This window comes from Alphaproteobacteria bacterium (assembly GCA_041396705.1).
Classification (GTDB): domain Bacteria; phylum Pseudomonadota; class Alphaproteobacteria; order CALKHQ01; family CALKHQ01; genus CALKHQ01.
In genome coordinates this window covers 50,475-66,011 of record JAWKYB010000011.1, presented here as the reverse complement: position 1 = coordinate 66,011, position 15,537 = coordinate 50,475, and the positions used below count along the sequence as shown (strand labels likewise).

The window sequence follows — 15,537 nt, the reverse complement described above, 5'->3', positions numbered from 1 at the left end:
GTCGGGCCGGCAGCGGATCCGCGCGCGGCCGCGCGGCGCGGTCTCCGCGACGGCAAAGGGATGCCGCCCGGTCGCGCAGCAGGGTCGCAGCGGATGCAGCCGCCACGTTGCCGCTTCCCTGCGGGCCGCGCAATGGCGACGACGGGCCGGTCAGGGACTCCAGCCGCGATACAGCGGATGCTCGGACCCGATCGGCAGGGTCGCGGCGGCGCCGGTGCGCGCGGCGTGATAGATCGCGGTGACCAGCTCGATCGAGCGGCGCGCGTCGGCGGCGGTCACCGCCGCGGACGGCGCACCGTCGAGGGCGCGCGCCAGTTCGGCGAACAGGCCGGCGTAGCGCTCGGGCCCGTCCGCGACCGCCGCCAGCGCCGCGTCGACCGCGGCCTGCGCAGCCGGCGCGCGGGCGGTGAAGCGCCAGCGGCCGCCGCCGGGGTGATAGGGCGAGGTGTCGCTTTCCGCCGTCAGCCGTTCGAAGCAGAAGCGCAGCCGCGACATGTCGGTGGCCGCCCCCAGCGTGACCGACGATGTCACCAGCGCGCCGCTTTCCATCTCGAAGGTCAGGGCGGCGCAGTCCTCGACCTCGATCGGATTGACCCGGGTGGCGACGAAGGCGCCGACCCGCCGCACCGGGCCCAGGGCCGCGCAGACCAGATCGTGGATGTGGATGGCGTGGCCCAGCACCGCGCCGCCCTGCTCGCCCGCCCAGGTGCCGCGCCACGGCACCGCGTAGTAGTCCGGCCCGCGGTTCCAGTGCGTCTCCAGCGCCGCGACCAGCGGCCGTCCGGCCAGCCCGGCGTCGATCAGGCGGCGCAGCCGCTGGAAGCCGGGTCCGAAGCGGTACTGGAACACCGGGGCGAGCAGGCGGCCGGCGGCCCCGGCCCGGGCGATCAGCGCGTCGGCCTCGGCCAGCGAGGTGACCAGCGGCTTCTCGCAGATCGCATGCTTGCCCGCGTCCAGCACGCGGCCGACCGCGGCGAAATGCAGGTGCGGCGGCAGGCAGATGTCGACGATGTCGATGGCCGGGTCGGCCAGCACGGCCTCGAGGTCCGCGGTCACCGCGCAGCCCGGAACCGCCGCCGCCACCTCGGCCGCCCGTGCCGTGTTCAGGTCGCAGACCGTGGCGACACGGAACAGCCCCGGCAGTTCCCGGAAGCCGGCGATGTGCTCGCGGCCGATGCCGGCGCCGACGACGGCGACGCGCCAGCGCGGCTCAGCCAAGATGGCCCACCCGCGTCGCCCCGGCCTGTGCCCGCAGCGCCAGCTCGGTCACCTTGAACGCATGGTCCTGGGTCATCGCCGTGGCGGTGCGGTCGCGCACGTCGGCGGCCAGCGCAGCGAAATAGGGCAGCGGCGCGTCGCGGCAGTCGATGTGCTCGCAGCGTGTGCCGTTGACCAGGAACAGGTGGTCGGTGCCCGGCCGGCCGGCGACGTCGACATATTTGCGCAGTTCGATATAGCCCTCGGTGCCGAGCACGGTCAGCCGGCCGTCGCCCCAGGTCGGCAGGGCGTCGGGCGTGTACCAGTCGACGCGGATATAGCCCTGGGCGGTGGCGGCGCCGCTGCCGCTGCGGAGCAGGATCTCGCCGAAGTCCTCCAGCCCCGGATCGCCGGGATTGGCGAAGTTGCCGACCGTGCTGGTGACGATCTCTGCGTCGTCGGCGCCGGCGAACACCAGAAACTGGTCGATCTGGTGGGAGGCGATGTCGCACAGGATGCCGCCGTAGCGCGCGCGCTCGAAGAACCACGGCGCCCTCAGCGCGCGGTTCAGGCGATGCGGGCCCAGGCCGACCGTCTGTACCACCCGGCCGATGGCGCCGGCGCGGACCAGCTCGATGGCGCGGGTGACAGCAGGCACCTCGAACCGCTCGGAGAAGTCGACCGACCAGATGCGGCCGGTCTCGGCGGCCGTTGTGCGCAGCGCGTCGAGCTGCTCCAGCGTGGTGCAGCCCGGCTTGTCGACCATCACGTCCTTGCCGGCGCGCATCGCCTCGATCGCCAGCGCGGCCCGGTCGGACGGAACGGCGGCGATCAGCACCAGGTCGACATCCGGGTCCTCGATCAGCGCGCGGCGCTCGGCGACGCGGGGCAGGTCGGGAAAGCGCTCGACGAAGCCGGGCAGCGGCCCGGGCTCGCCTTCGGTCCACCAGCCCTTCGCCACGGCGCCCACGTCGAGCATGCCCTGCAGCTGGCCATAGATGTGGCGGTGGTCGAGGCCGACGGCGGCGACGGTGAGCGTCATGAGGGATTCCTGCTGCGAGAGACGAAACGGCGGCCGCCGGCGGCGGTGGACATCATGCCCGCTTGCCAATCGCGTCGCGGCCGTTGGCGATCATCGCGCCGGTGGCGTCGAACACATGCACCGCGGCGGGCGGGATGGCCAGATGCAGCCGCTCGCCGCCGGTCAGCGGGCGCTGGCCGGGCTGGTGCACGGTCAGCTGCGCACCGGTGGCCGCGGTGCAGTAGAAATAGGTCTCGCCGCCCAGCTGCTCGTCCAGGTCGACATGCACGCTGATGTCGGCCCGGCCCTCGCCGGCGAAGGCGGGCAGCACCTCGAAATGTTCCGGGCGCACGCCGACCGCCACCGGGTCGCCGACCCGCGCCGGCACGGCGTAGGGCAGCTTCAGCACCGCCCCGCCGTCCAGCGCCAGCCCGGCGGAGGCGGCGCCGTCCTCGGCGACCCGCGCCGCCAGGAAGTTCATCTTCGGCGAGCCGATGAAGCCGGCGACGAACTGGTTGCGCGGCCGGTTGTACAGCTCCAGCGGGGTGCCGACCTGCTCGATCCGGCCGTCCTTCAGCACGACGATCCGGTCGGCCAGCGTCATCGCCTCGACCTGGTCGTGGGTGACGTAGATCATGGTGCCGCCCAGCTTGGCATGCAGCGCCGCCAGTTCCTTGCGCATGATCACCCGCAGCTCGGCATCCAGGTTCGACAGCGGCTCGTCGAACAGGAAGATCTTCGGGTCGCGCACGATCGCGCGGCCGATGGCGACGCGCTGGCGCTGGCCGCCGGACAGCGCCTTCGGACGCCGGTCGAGATAGTCGGTGATGCGCAGCATCTCGGCCGCCGCGCGCACCCGCTGATCGATCTCGGCGCGCGGCATGCGGGTGTTTTCCAGACCGAACGAGATGTTCTTGTAGACCGTCATGTGCGGATAGAGCGCGTAGGACTGGAACACCATCGCCAGCCCGCGGTCGGACGCCGGCACCGCGTTGACCCGCTGGCCGTCGATGACGATGTCGCCGGCGCTGGCGCCTTCCAGGCCGGCGATGATGCGCAGCAGGGTCGACTTGCCGCAGCCCGACGGGCCGACCAGCACCACGAACTCGCCGTCGTGCACGTCCAGCGACACACCGTGGATGACGCGGACCGCGCCGAACGCCTTCTCGATGTCGCTCAGGCTGAGCTCGGCCATCGCGCCCTCCCGGTACCCGTCAGCGGCTGCGCATGGCGGCGGCCTGGGCCGGCTCCGCCCGCTGCAGCCGCTGCGGCGGATGGCCGGCCAGGATCTGCGCGACGTCGTCGACCATCATCGCGCGGATGCGGGCATAGCTGTCGGCGATGCCGCCGGCGCGGTGGGCGGACAGGATGGTGTCGCCGCCGACCGCCCGCACCGGCGCGTCGGCCGGCGCCGGCTCCTGCGGGAACACGTCGATCGCCGCGCGGAAACGGCCGTCGCCGGCCATCGCGACCAGCGCGTCGAAATCGACCACTTCCGCCCGGCTGGCCAGCACCACGCAGGTGTCCGCCGGGATCGTCGCCAGCTTGGCGCGGTCGAGGAAGCCCTCGTTGTCGACCGTGACGCCGGCCAGGACGAACAGCACGCGCGAAAGCCGCAGCACGTCGTCCAGCGATGCCGGCGCCACCCCCTGGGCGGCCAGGTAGCCGTCGGACAGCCACGGGTCGTGCACGCGGATCGCCGGGCCGAACGGGCGCAGCAGCGGCACCAGCGCGCGGCCCAGGTTGCCGTAGCCGATCAGGCCGACCGGCGCGCCGTACAGGCTGAGCGCGCGGCCGTTGCCGGCGATGCCATAGGCCTCCGTTCCCGCCCGGAACGCCTTGTCGGCGCCGACGATGCCGCGGCCGAGCGCGATGGCGAGGCCGACGCACATCTCCGCCACCGCCGGCGCCATCGCCGGCGCCGCCGACAGCACGTGGATGCCGCGCGCCTGGGCGGCGGCATAGTCCACGTTCGGCTCCCAGTTGCCCTTGACGTTGACGATGGCGCGCAGATGCGGCGCACGGTCGAGCCGTTCGCGCGGCATCGCGGTCTGGCCGATCAGGATCGCCATGCGCCCGATGTGCCGCTCGATCAGCGCGTCGGGCGCGCGGTCGCCGAAATGCACCACCAGCTCGCCCAGCGCCTCCAGCGCCGCGCGGGTGTCCGGCGTCAGCACCATCGCCTCGGTGCGCGGCCACGGGTCCATGAAGATCAGCGGGCGGTCCATCCGGATCTACCTCGGCGTTGCCAGGCGCGCCACCGCGGCCATCGTCATTTCATCCCCGTGTTGGCGATGCCGGTGGTGATGAAACGCTGCAGGAAGGCGAACACCAGCGTCACCGGCAGCAGCGTCACCACGGTCATCGCCAGGATGTAGTGCCACTGCACCTGCAGCTCGCCCTGGAACGCGTTGAGCCCGACCTGCAGGGTGTAGTTCTCCGACTTGGTCAGCACGATCAGCGGCCACAGGAAGTCGTTCCAGCGCCACATCACCGAGAAGATGGCGAGCACGGCCAGCGCCGGCAGCGACAGCGGCATGACGATGCGCCAGTAGATCCGCCACTCCGAGGCCTTGTCCATGCGCGCGGATTCGATCAGCTCGCGCGGGATGGTCAGCATGTACTGGCGCAGCAGGAAAACCCCGGTCGGCGTGGCCGCGCCGGGGATGATCACCCCCCACAGGCTGTTGACCAGGCCGAGCTCGGTCACGGTCAGGTAGACCGGCACCAGGATCACCGTGATCGGGATCATCAGCGTGCCGATGACGAAGGCGAGCGCGAAGCCGCGGCCCCTGAACTCGTAGATCGACAGCCCGAAGGCGGCCATCGAGTTGATGATCAGCGTCAGGATGGTGGCGGCGACCGTGACGATCACCGAATTCTTCAGGTAGCGCCAGAAATTGAACTGGTCCAAGGGCTTGGTGTAGTTCTCCACCGCCAGCCCCATCTCGCGCACCGGGGTGAGCGTGTTGATGTTGACCTGGATCCGCTCGTCGGGAAAGGCCGGATCGACCATCTGCGCCATGATGCCGACGCGGCGAACCTGCGCCAGCTGGCGCACCGAGCCGTCCTCCATCGCCACGTCGAACAGCGGCAGCGGGTCGTCGTAGCCCGGCACCGGCGTCTCGATCTGCGACAGCGGCAGCAGCGTCGGCGGGAACTCCTGCAGCCCGGCCTGGGTCTTGAACGAGCTCAGCACCAGCCACAGCACCGGCCCGAACATCAGCACGACGCCGAAGCCGAGATAGATCCAGGCCAGCACGTCGGTCCAGTGCACACGGCCGGGGTCGCGCCGCCGGGTCAGGAACCGCGCCACCGTGCCCATGGCCTAGCGCCGCGCCTCGCGCCGCTGCGCGAAATAGAGCTGCAGCAGCGTCAACACCAGCAGCACGCCGCCCAGCACCACCGAGGCGGCCGAGGCCAGGCCGAAATTCTGCACGCTGCTGGCGAAGCCCTGGTTGTAGATGTACTGGACCAGGAACTGGGTCGAGGTGCCGGGCCCGCCGCCGGTCAGCACATAGACCTCGTCGAAGATCTGCACTGCGCGGATCAGCGCCAGCACGATCACGACGATCATGTTCGGCCACAGCAGCGGCATGGTGATCCGCCAGAAGGCGCGCGGCCGCGGCGTGCCGTCCATCTCCGCCGCCTCGTACAGGTCCTTCGGGATCGCCTGCAGCCCGGCCAGCAGGATCAGGGTGTAAAAGCCCATGTGGGCCCAGATCGACACGAAGATCGCCCAGAACATCGCCCAGTCGGGGTCGACGAAGAACAGCACCTTCTCGCCGCCCAGCCAGGTGATCACCGCGTTGAGCAGGCCTTCGCGCTGCAGGATCCATTTCCAGATCAGCGCCACCACCACCGGCGACAGCAGCACCGGATAGAAGAACACCGAGCGGAAGAAGCCGCGCGCCGGGATCGCCTTGTTCAGCACCAGGGCGGTAAGCAGCGAGAAGCCGACCAGGAAGCCGACCTGCAGCACCACGAACAGCGCGGTGTTGAACACGCCGCGCCAGAAGGTGTCGGCCCGGCAGGTGGAGACGTCGAGGAAGTCGCCGCAGGCGAAGAGATAGTCGTACTGCTCGCTGCCGACATAGGGCCGCTGCGACAGGAACAGTTCCGGCCCGCCGGTGACCGAGTAGCCGAAGTTGATGACCAGCGGCACCACCACGAAGGTGCCGAAGAACAGCAGGTTGGGCAGCAGGAACAGATAGGGCATGCCCTTGAGGCCGAGCAGCCGCTGCACCGCCGCCATCGGCGGCTCCAGCAGCCGCATCAGCAGCACATAGGGCACGGCAAACGCGGCGCCGGCCATTGCGCCCAGCGTGCGGGACTGCTGCTTGGTGCCGGTCTCGGCCATCGACTGGCGGCCCGCCGCGCAGCCCGGACGGTGCCGGGCTGCGCGTCAGGGACCGGGCGCCTACTGCTCGCGCAGGCGCTCGCCGATCTGCTGCTTCACATCCTCTTCGATCCGCTGATAGGCCTCGTCCATCGACATCTCGCCGACGATGGCCTGGCCGAGCCGGCTGATCACCGCGTTGAAGACGATGCGGTTGTAGACGAAGCCCTGCAGGTCGAAGGCGGTCGGCGCAATCACGCCGACCTGGGAGGCGAACACCTCAAGCGCGTGCTTGGCCAGCGCGTTGTCGGTCTGGAAGTCGACGCCGGCCTGCGACAGGCCGATGTGGCCGGGGACGAACAGGGTGCGGCCGTAGAACTCGTTCAGCACATCCTGCTGGGTGAGGAAGTCCATCAGCCGGCCGACCTCTGCCGGGTACTGGCTGGTCTTCAGCGCGACCAGCGCGGCGCCGCCGGGCATGCCGGTGCAGGCGGCCGGGCCGCACGGGTTCGGCACCGCCCACCAGTCGAACGCGTCGCCGATGGTGTCGGTGAACTGCCCGATCTGCCACGAGCCGGACATGTACATCACCACCTGGGCGTTGGCGAACTCCTCGTTGGCGCCGCGATAGGTCGAGCCGGAGACCGAGCCCCACAGCTCGTTCGACATGGTGCCGTCCTGGTGCCAGTCGTAGACGCGCTGCGCCATCGCCTTGAAGCCGTCGTCGACCACCGGCGCCCAGGCCTCCGGCCCGGCCGAGAAGTCGCTGCCCATGATGCCGACGCCCCAGCCCATCGAGATCGCCGGGCCGGCGAAGCGGTGGCCGGAACGGTCCATTGCCAGCGGGATCGGGATCTCCAGCGCGCTGGCGACCTGGTTGACCGCCGCGGCCCAGTCGTCCCAGGTGGCGCCGTCGCCCGGCAAGGCGACGCCGGCCTGCTCGAACAGGGTCTTGTTGACATAAGGGCCGGTGACCGTGAGCTGGGTCATGAAGCCGTTGATCGAGCTGGTGTCGCCGGGCTGGCGCAGCCACTTCAGGAACGGCCCGAAATTGGCCTCCCAATAGGCCGCGTCGGCGATATGCGGCGTCAGGTCCATGTAGTGGGCGGAGAGCCCGCCAAGGTCGGTCACCCGGGCCATGTCGGGCCCTTCGCCGGCGGCGAGCTGGACCGGCAGGCTTTCCAGGATCGCCTGGTAGGCGACGGTGTCCAGCGTCACCTTGATGTCCGGATTGGCGGCTTCGAAGCGGTCGAGCAGGTCGCGCATGACCTCGCCCTCGTTGCCGTCGTTGTACCAGGTGATCCTGAGCTCGGTCTGTGCCAGCGCCGGTGCTGCGAACCCGACGACCAGCGCGGCGGCGCCCAACAGCGCCAACTGTCTCCTAGCCATGGCCTCCTCCCTAGGTTTTCTTGCGCAATGACAGGCCGATCCGCAGGCGCTGGCCTTCGCACACGGTGTGTCGGCATGCCGCGGCAGTGTGACAGTCGCCGCTTCGCGCCGTCAATCGCACCGGCCAATTTCTTTCGAGCGCCGCACCGCACCGGCCCGCGACCGGGGCAACGTGCGGACGGGTCCGGCGCGGTCAGCCTGCGACCGGGGCTTCCGCCGCGGCGAGGCAGCCGAGGAAATGGCGCCAGTCCCACGGGGTCAGGTCGTGGCCGCCCGGACGCAGGTGCCAGGCGACCGCGCCGGCCGCGACCGCGCTGCCGGGTGCGGCGACCGCATCCCAGGTCGGCAGCGCGGCCGCGTCGCCCCAGGCCGGCAGCGCCGCCCGCAGCCCTTCGTACTCGCCGCGCGGGTCGGCCCACCAGTCGAGCGAAGCGGAGGCGAGATTGACGCGGCGCGGGGCGATCGCGGCCAGCAGCGCGTGCTGGTCGACGGGCGGGACGCCGCCGTCGCGGACGGTCGCGGCCAGCCGCGGCGCCACCCAGTGCGGGAACTGGGCGGCGAGGTGCCGCGGCGTCTCGCCGAAACCGCGGCAGGACAGCGCCGGGCCAAGGCAGCCGGCATTGTTGGCGAACGCAGCGGCGATGCGTTCGTCGGTGGCGGCGGCCCACAGCGCCGCCTTGCCGAGGCGGGAATGGCCCGCCACCGCGATTCGGCCGGGATCGACCTCCGCGAGCCGCCCGGCGACGTCGACCAGGCGGCGGAACGCCCACGCCCACAGCGACAGCGCGCCCGGCTGCCCCTCGCCAGCCGCCGGCGCCATCAGCGGCCAGGCGCCGCGCTGCTGCCAGCGGCGGGGGCAGTCCGGCGTCCAGGAACCGTAGCAGCTGAGCAGCAGGCCGCAGCCGGCACCCAGGATCGGCGGCAGCGGCCAGCGCGCCGCGTGAATGCCGCGCACCTGCGGCGCCAGGCGGCGGTCGACCAGCCCGCGCTCCGGCGGCGATTCGACCGCGGCGTCGGGATCGAGCGGGAAGCTGTCGCCGAACAGCACGCCGGCCGGGCCGATGAAGCCGAGGCCGACGACCAGCGGCACCGGCCCGAGCGCGTCCGGCGGCAGCCACAGTGCCGCGTCCACCACGTGCACGCGCGGACCGCAGCGCAGCGTGAGCCGCAAGCGGTCGTAGCCCTCGTCCGCGACCCGGGTGCGGGCAATCTCCACGGCATCGGGCGGCGGGGGGATCGCGCCGTAGACATGTTCGGCAAAGATCGCACGCCAGTCCCGCTGCCGCAGGGCCAGCGTCGCCGCGGTGCCGTCGAGCCCGAGGTCGTGCGGCGTGTAGGCCGGCACCTTTGCCTCGTCGTCGTTGGCCGGCGGCAGATCCGAAATCGTCATGGCCGATCCCCCTGCTGCGACGGCAGGACAAGGTCAGTGCCGTCGGACAGCCGCGCACGGCCGGCAAGCGTCCAGGTCGCCGGGTCGAGCGTGCGGCCCTCCGCGCCGACCGTGCCGTCCGCGGCCATGACCACCGGGCCGTAGACGGGATCGTCGACCCGGATGGCGCCGTCGCCGCCGTCGCGAAGGTCCAGCCCGGCCATGCGGCGGTCGAACGCCTCCAGCGACCCCTCCGTCGCCAGGTCGGACAGGCGCACCAGCCAGTCGCCGCGCCGTCCCTCCTGCCGCGCCTCGATGCCGGCGGTCGGCCCGCGGTCGATCCGGCGCAGCGGCCGGCCCGCCTGCAGCAGGGCCAGCCCGTCGCCGGCGCGCAGCAGCAGGCGGCGGCCGCGGTCGACCACCGCGTCATAGGCGGCTTCTGCGACATGGGCGTGGGTGAAGTCCGGCGTCTCGGGATGGCCGTCGAAGCGCAGCACGCCGAGCGCGCGATACTGGTGGACGCGCGGCAGCGTGGCGTTGCCCGCCCAGTAGGACGGCCGCCCGAACCCGCCGACCAGGCGCTCGCCGGGATGGTTGATCCAGATCTGGGCGTCCGGATGGTCGCCGATGCGAGCCTGCAGCACCGTTTCCTGATAGCCCCAGCCGCCGGGCCGGTAGGCGGCGACGCTGCCCATCGCCCAGTGGCGTGCCTTGCAGTGGTACAGCGCGGCCAGCCGGTGCTCGCCCTGGGCGTGGGTCCATTCGAGTTCGCGCGGGTCGTCCCAAAGCGCGATCCGCGCCAGCGCCGCGGGCAGGACGAGGCCGTGGTCGCGCAGCGCCAGCGCCAGCAGCGGCAGCGCGCGGTGCTGGGCGCCGAGACGGCCGCGGCCCCACAGCAGCCGGGCGAGGCCGGAAAGCTCGTCGCTGCGCGGTCCGCGCAGGCTGTGCTCGTAGCTGCGGCCCTGCGAGGCGACGGTCAGGCCTTGGTAGCTCGCCAGCGCCGTCCACTCGACCAGCCGCAGGATCGCGCGGCCGGCGCGAGCACGGATCTCGGGGTCAGGCGCCAGCGCGAACAGCGCCGCCAGGCCCAACAGGTCGATCGGGATGTATGGCGCTGCGTTCCACTCAGCCATGCCGCACGCCTCGAAATTGTCGAACCAGCCGACGAGGCGCGCGCGGCCGACCGCTTGTTGGTCCCGTCCACAGCGGCCGGAGCGGGCGAAGGTCGCATCGGCGAGCAGGCCGCCGGCGAGATAGGCGCAAGCGTGGAACAGCAGCGCGTGGTTCTCGCTGAAAAACCACATCACGTCGTTGCCGGGCTCGTCGAGCCAGTAGCGGAAGCCGAGGACCGCGCGGTCGATTTGTTCCCTGACCCGCGCACCGATGGCGTCGCCGTGGCGGATGCGCGCCCACAGCAGCGGCACCAGCAGGAAATCGGCGCAGTCCCAGCAGTCGTCGATCGGCGGCAGGGTCGCGGCGAGGATGGCGTCGGCATGCGGCCCGGCGCGGCCGCAGGCGAGCTGCGCCAGCGCGGTCTCCGGCCCCGGTTCCGCCGCGGCGCCGGCATGCGCCAGCACCTCGTCGATCCGTGCGGCGAGGCCGGCCGCCGCCGGCCGGCCGGCGTGGGCGACCTCGACGCCGAGCCGCCGCGACAGCGCGAACGGGCCGTCGGCCAGCGTCACCGTGTAGTCGCGGAAATCCGCCGGCAACGACGCGGCCGCGCCGACAGGCAGCCGCGCGGTCCCGGCCGGGACGGTGGCGGCCCCCGCCGCACCTTCGCTATGCAGGAAGCGGGGCTCGACCGTCACCGTCATGTCGACCGCATGCCGCAGCGGCCGCGCGATGCTGAGCGCCACCGGTTCCGCGTCGAACGCGGCGCGCTCGAACCGCAGCCCGGCCATGGCCTCGAGCAGGCCGGCCGCGCGCGCCTGGTCCACCGGCAGCGGCACCACCACCCGGAAGTCGCCGCCGTCGCAAACCGCGAGCTGGAACCACCAGCGGGTGTCGCGCTCGCACAGGTCGGCGAACCAGACCTCGATCGCGTGGTCGCCGGCCGCGAGGTCCACCGTGGCGTCGACCCCCGCGTCGAGGTTGCGGGTGCAGGGTGCCAGCCAGGCGGCCTCCGCGCCGTCGACCCACAGCATCGCCGCGCCGCAGGTGGCCAGCCTTAGCCGCAGGCTTGCCGGTTCGGCAAGGCGCAGCCCGCTGCACGCCCGCGCCTCCACCGCTGTGGGCCGGTGCCAGAAGCCGGACAGGTCGACCCGGTCGGCGCCGGGGTGCAGCCACCAGCCGGCCGCGCCCGCCGCCTGCACGAAGCCGGGCACCCGGTCGGGCCGGCGGTCGCGGAAGCGCGCGGCATAGGCGCGGCGGCATGGATATTCGTGCGGCACATAGTTGCGGTGGCCGGTCAGGAAGAAGCCCGCGTCCATGATGCCGGCCATGGCCTCGTCGGCCACGTCGAACCGGGCCGCGGCGACCGGCGAGAGCGCCACAGGTCGACGATGCCGCCGGCGGCGAGCGGACTGACCAGTTCGGCGGCGGCGGATGCGGGCGGCATGGCTCCGGCTCGATCGATGCGGATGCAACGCGTCTGTTTGCACCCGGCCGCGGCGCCGCCGCAAGGCGCCGCTGAAGCGCCGCTGGCGGTGCCCGGCCCGGCACGCTAAAAACCGGCCATGCGCGACGATCTCAATCTCACCGAAGACCGGCCGACCTTCGCCACCCACCTGGAATGCGCGATGACCGGCGAACGCTACGAGGCCGACCGGCTGCACGGCCTGTCCCGCGCCGGCAAGCCGCTGCTGGTCCGCTACGACCTCGACGGCGTCAGGGCGGCGCTGAGCAAGCAGGCGCTGGCGGCGCGGCCGGCCGACCTGTGGCGCTGGCGCGAACTGCTGCCGGTGCGCCGCACCGCCAGCATCGTCTCGCTCGGCGAGGCGGTGACGCCGCTGGTGCCGATGCCGGCGCTGGCCCGCGACCTCGGCGTGCGCGGCGAGATCCTGGTCAAGGACGAGGGCCGGCTGCCGACCGGGTCGTTCAAGGCACGCGGCCTGGTGATGGCGGTGTCGATGGCGCGCGAGCTGGGCGTCGGCCACATGGCGATGCCGACCAACGGCAACGCCGGCGCGGCGCTGTCGGCCTATTGCAGCCGGGCCGGCATCAGGGCGACGATCTTCTGCCCGGCCGATACGCCGGAGACCAACATCTCCGAGATGGCCCTGCAGGGCGCCGACGTCTATCGGGTCAACGGCCTGATCGACGACTGCGGCAAGATCGTCGGCGCCGGCAAGGAGGCGGTGGGCTGGTTCGACGCCTCGACGCTCAAGGAGCCCTACCGGATCGAGGGCAAGAAGACGATGGGGCTGGAGCTGGCCGAGCAGCTCGGCTGGCAGGTGCCGGACGCGATCTACTATCCGACCGGCGGCGGCACCGGGCTGATCGGCATGTGGAAGGCGTTCGACGAGCTGGAGCGGATCGGCTTCATCGGGCCGCAGCGGCCGAAGATGGTGGCGGTGCAGGCCACCGGCTGCGCGCCGATGGTCAGGGCGTGGCAGGCCGGGGACGAGCACGCGCCGCGCTGGGAAGACGCGCACACGGTCGCCATGGGCATCCGGGTGCCGCAGGCGGTGGGCGACTTCCTGATCCTGCGCGCGGTCCGCCAGTCCGGCGGTTTCGCCATCGCCGTCGATGACGACGCGATCCTGGCGGCGCGGGCCGAGATGGCCGAGCGCGAGGGCTTCCTGCTGTGCCCGGAAGGCGCTGCGACCTACGCCGCCTACAAGGCCGCGCTGGCCGACGGCCGGGCCAGGGCGGACGAGCGGGTGGTGCTGTTCAACTGCGCCAGCGGGCTGAAGTACCCGATGCCGGCCGCCGGCAAGCCGCTCGACCGCCACCGGCCGGTCGACTATGCGCAATTTCGCTGAGAGGCGCCGTAACCCGGATGGAGCGCTGCGGACTCCGGGAACGATCGGTGCGGCCTTGGCCATCTCGACCCGGATTGCGCAGCGCTCCATCCGGGCCAGGCAACGGCGATGAGTAGCGACCCGTTCCTGCCGGCGATTCCGGACTGGGGCGCGATGCCGGCGCCGGCGCTCGGCGACGGCCGGATCGACGACGACGGCGCTCTGACGGTCGCGACCGCGTTCGGCCCGATGACCGTTCGCGGCTTCGCGCCGGGGATCGTCCGCCTGACCATCGAGGCGGCAGCACCGCTGCCCGACTACGCCATCCTGGTCGCCGAGGCCGAGCCGGGAGCAAGCCGCATTGCCGCCGGCGCCGACGGCTGGACGGTGGCGGCGGGCGACGCCGCGCTGACGGTCGCGCGCGACAGCGGCCGGCTGGCTCTGGCCCGCGACGGCGCGCCGGTGCTGGCCAGCGCCGACGACGGCCACTTCGCGCGGCGCTATCGCCTGCCGGCGCTGAGCCGCACCGACGACGGCTGGGTGCTGGCCTTCGCGCTGGCCAGCGACACCGCGGTCTACGGCCTTGGCGAGAAATGGGGGCCGCTGAACCGGCGCGGCCAGCTCGTGGTCAGCCGCAACGAGGACGCGCTCGGCGTCAATGCCGAGAAATCCTACAAGAACACGCCCTTCGCCTGGAGCCCGGACGGCTGGGGCCTGTTCGTCCATACCCCGGCCGACGTGGTGCACGGCGTCGGCTATGCGCCCTGGTCGCACCGGTCCTACGTGCTGCAGGTGCGCGAGCCGCGGCTCGACCTGTTCCTGATCGCCGGCCGCGACGGCGCCGCAATCCTGGCACGCTATACCGCGCTGACCGGCCGCATGCAGCCGCTGCCGGAGTGGAGCTTCGGCATCTGGGTCAGCCGGGCCTATTACCGCACGCCGGCGGAGATGCTGGAGGTCGCCCGCGGCCTTCGCGCGGCTCAGGTGCCGGCCGACGTGATCAACCTCGACGGCCGCGCCTGGCAGGACACGCCGACCCGCTTCGCCTTCGAATGGGACCCGGCGCGCTTCGACGACCCGGCGGCGGTGTGCGCCGCGGTGCACGACCTCGGCTTCCGGCTGTGCCTGTGGGAATACCCGCTGGTCTCGACCGCCAATGCGCTGTTCGACGAGCTGGCCGGCAACGGCTGGCTGCTGGTCGACGCCGACGGCCGCACCGCCGAATACGCCTTCTCGTCCGAGCCGTTCGGCAAGGTGCTGACCCAGCTGCCGGTCTCCGGCCTGGTCGACTTCACCCACCCGGACGCCTTTGCCGACTGGCGCGACCGCCACGCGGCCCTGTTCGCCGCCGGCGCCGACGTGATCAAGTCCGACTTCGGCGAGCAGGTCGAGGACCGGATGCGGGCGGCGAACGGCGACGACGGCCGCCGCCTGCACAACGTCTATGCCCTGCTCTACAACCGCTGCGTCCACGAGGCGACGGTGGCGGCGCGCGGGACCGACGACGCGATGGTGTTCGGCCGGGCCGGCTGGGCCGGCAGCCAGCGCTATCCGATCCAGTGGGGCGGCGACCCGCAGGCCGACTGGGAGGGGCTGGCCGCGTCGATCCGCGGCGGGCTGAGCTGGGGCATGAGCGGCGGCGCCTGCTATGCCACCGACATCGGCGGCTTCTACGGCGGCGACCCGGAGCCGGCCCTGCAGGTGCGCTGGACCCAGGCGGCGGTGTTCGCCAGCCACATGCGCTTCCACGGCATCGGCCCGCGCGAGCCGCACCTGATTCCCGGCGAGGCCGGCGACATCGTGCGCGCCTTCTGCCGCCTGCGCTACCGGCTGATCCCCTATCTGCGCGGCGCGGTCGAGGACGCCCGCCGCACCGGGCTGCCGGTGATGCGGGCGATGGCGCTGGCCTTCCCCGACCAGCCGCTGGCCTGGCCGTTCGACCTGCAGTTCCTGTGCGGCCCCGACCTGCTGGTGATGCCGGTCACGTCGCCGGACGGCCGGATGCGGGGCTACCTGCCGCAGGGCCGCTGGCGCGATTTCCGGACCGGCGCGGCGGTCGACGGCGGCCGGCTGCATGAGGCGACCGTGCCGCTCGATACCCTGCCCGTGTTCGTCCGCGACGGCGCGGTGCTGGCGCTGGGGCCGGAGGTGCAGCACACCGGCGCCCTCGCCGGCCGGCCACGTGTCGACGAGGTGCGCCTCTACGGCCAACCGCGGTTCCAGCCCTGCGCGGCCGGAACCGACCTCCGCCTCGAGGACGGCCGACCGGTCGGCGCGGACGGCGGCCGCGTCGTCGCGTTCGGCGCCTGAGCGGGCGGCG

General features: G+C 72.5%; 11 protein-coding genes. 2 read left to right on the top strand and 9 right to left on the bottom strand.

The features are described from left to right. Window positions 1-150: 150 nt before the first annotated feature. From R3F55_16265 to R3F55_16225, 9 genes are all read right to left on the bottom strand, one after another. Window positions 151-1,218 (bottom strand): Gfo/Idh/MocA family oxidoreductase, encoded by a 1,068-nt coding sequence (locus R3F55_16265; GenBank protein ID MEZ5668961.1) that lies wholly within the window; start codon window positions 1,216-1,218, stop codon window positions 151-153. Further along, complete coding sequence (locus R3F55_16260; GenBank protein ID MEZ5668960.1) at window positions 1,211-2,239, bottom strand: Gfo/Idh/MocA family oxidoreductase; 1,029 nt, start codon at window positions 2,237-2,239, stop codon at window positions 1,211-1,213. Before R3F55_16260 ends, R3F55_16265 begins: the two co-directional genes overlap by 8 nt. A 52-nt stretch (window positions 2,240-2,291) precedes the next feature. Next, on the bottom strand, window positions 2,292-3,413 hold the full coding sequence (ugpC, locus tag R3F55_16255) for a sn-glycerol-3-phosphate ABC transporter ATP-binding protein UgpC (GenBank protein MEZ5668959.1): 1,122 nt from the start codon (window positions 3,411-3,413) through the stop codon (window positions 2,292-2,294). Between the two features lie 19 nt (window positions 3,414-3,432). Then, window positions 3,433-4,446 carry an NAD(P)-dependent oxidoreductase gene (locus R3F55_16250; GenBank protein MEZ5668958.1) on the bottom strand — a complete coding sequence of 338 codons (1,014 nt, stop codon included), beginning with the start codon at window positions 4,444-4,446 and terminating at the stop codon, window positions 3,433-3,435. Between the two features lie 44 nt (window positions 4,447-4,490). Beyond that, window positions 4,491-5,543: a carbohydrate ABC transporter permease gene (locus R3F55_16245; GenBank protein ID MEZ5668957.1), complete on the bottom strand. Its 1,053-nt coding sequence runs from the start codon at window positions 5,541-5,543 to the stop codon at window positions 4,491-4,493. Window positions 5,544-5,546: 3 nt separating this feature from the next. After that, on the bottom strand, window positions 5,547-6,533 hold the full coding sequence (locus R3F55_16240; GenBank protein MEZ5668956.1) for a sugar ABC transporter permease: 987 nt from the start codon (window positions 6,531-6,533) through the stop codon (window positions 5,547-5,549). Window positions 6,534-6,638: 105 nt separating this feature from the next. Next, entirely contained in the window at window positions 6,639-7,946 is a 1,308-nt protein-coding gene (locus R3F55_16235) for an ABC transporter substrate-binding protein (protein MEZ5668955.1), read from the bottom strand. A 193-nt stretch (window positions 7,947-8,139) separates the two neighbouring features. Next, window positions 8,140-9,336 carry a hypothetical protein gene (locus R3F55_16230; protein MEZ5668954.1) on the bottom strand — a complete coding sequence of 399 codons (1,197 nt, stop codon included), beginning with the start codon at window positions 9,334-9,336 and terminating at the stop codon, window positions 8,140-8,142. Further along, window positions 9,333-11,807, bottom strand: coding sequence for a hypothetical protein (locus R3F55_16225; protein MEZ5668953.1), 2,475 nt, complete (start codon window positions 11,805-11,807; stop codon window positions 9,333-9,335). Before R3F55_16225 ends, R3F55_16230 begins: the two co-directional genes overlap by 4 nt. A gap of 183 nt (window positions 11,808-11,990) precedes the next feature. On the opposite strand from R3F55_16225, the gene R3F55_16220 reads away from it, so the two are divergent. Beyond that, complete coding sequence (locus R3F55_16220; protein MEZ5668952.1) at window positions 11,991-13,238, top strand: threonine synthase; 1,248 nt, start codon at window positions 11,991-11,993, stop codon at window positions 13,236-13,238. 108 nt (window positions 13,239-13,346) lie between these two features. After that, a complete protein-coding gene (locus R3F55_16215) occupies window positions 13,347-15,527 on the top strand; it encodes a glycoside hydrolase family 31 protein (GenBank protein MEZ5668951.1) in 2,181 nt (726 codons plus the stop codon). Window positions 15,528-15,537: the final 10 nt, after the last annotated feature.

Bases quoted from the DNA above. Each gene is read 5' to 3' on its own strand.
- R3F55_16245 (MEZ5668957.1), bottom strand. From the start codon at position 5,543: ATGGGCACGGTGGCGCGGTTCCTGACCCGGCGGCGCGACCCCGGCCGT.
- R3F55_16260 (MEZ5668960.1), bottom strand. From the start codon at position 2,239: ATGACGCTCACCGTCGCCGCCGTCGGCCTCGACCACCGCCACATCTAT.
- ugpC (MEZ5668959.1), bottom strand. From the start codon at position 3,413: ATGGCCGAGCTCAGCCTGAGCGACATCGAGAAGGCGTTCGGCGCGGTC.
- R3F55_16220 (MEZ5668952.1), top strand. From the start codon at position 11,991: ATGCGCGACGATCTCAATCTCACCGAAGACCGGCCGACCTTCGCCACC.
- R3F55_16235 (MEZ5668955.1), bottom strand. From the start codon at position 7,946: ATGGCTAGGAGACAGTTGGCGCTGTTGGGCGCCGCCGCGCTGGTCGTC.
- R3F55_16240 (MEZ5668956.1), bottom strand. From the start codon at position 6,533: ATGGCCGGCGCCGCGTTTGCCGTGCCCTATGTGCTGCTGATGCGGCTG.
- R3F55_16230 (MEZ5668954.1), bottom strand. From the start codon at position 9,336: ATGACGATTTCGGATCTGCCGCCGGCCAACGACGACGAGGCAAAGGTG.
- R3F55_16215 (MEZ5668951.1), top strand. From the start codon at position 13,347: ATGAGTAGCGACCCGTTCCTGCCGGCGATTCCGGACTGGGGCGCGATG.
- R3F55_16250 (MEZ5668958.1), bottom strand. From the start codon at position 4,446: ATGGACCGCCCGCTGATCTTCATGGACCCGTGGCCGCGCACCGAGGCG.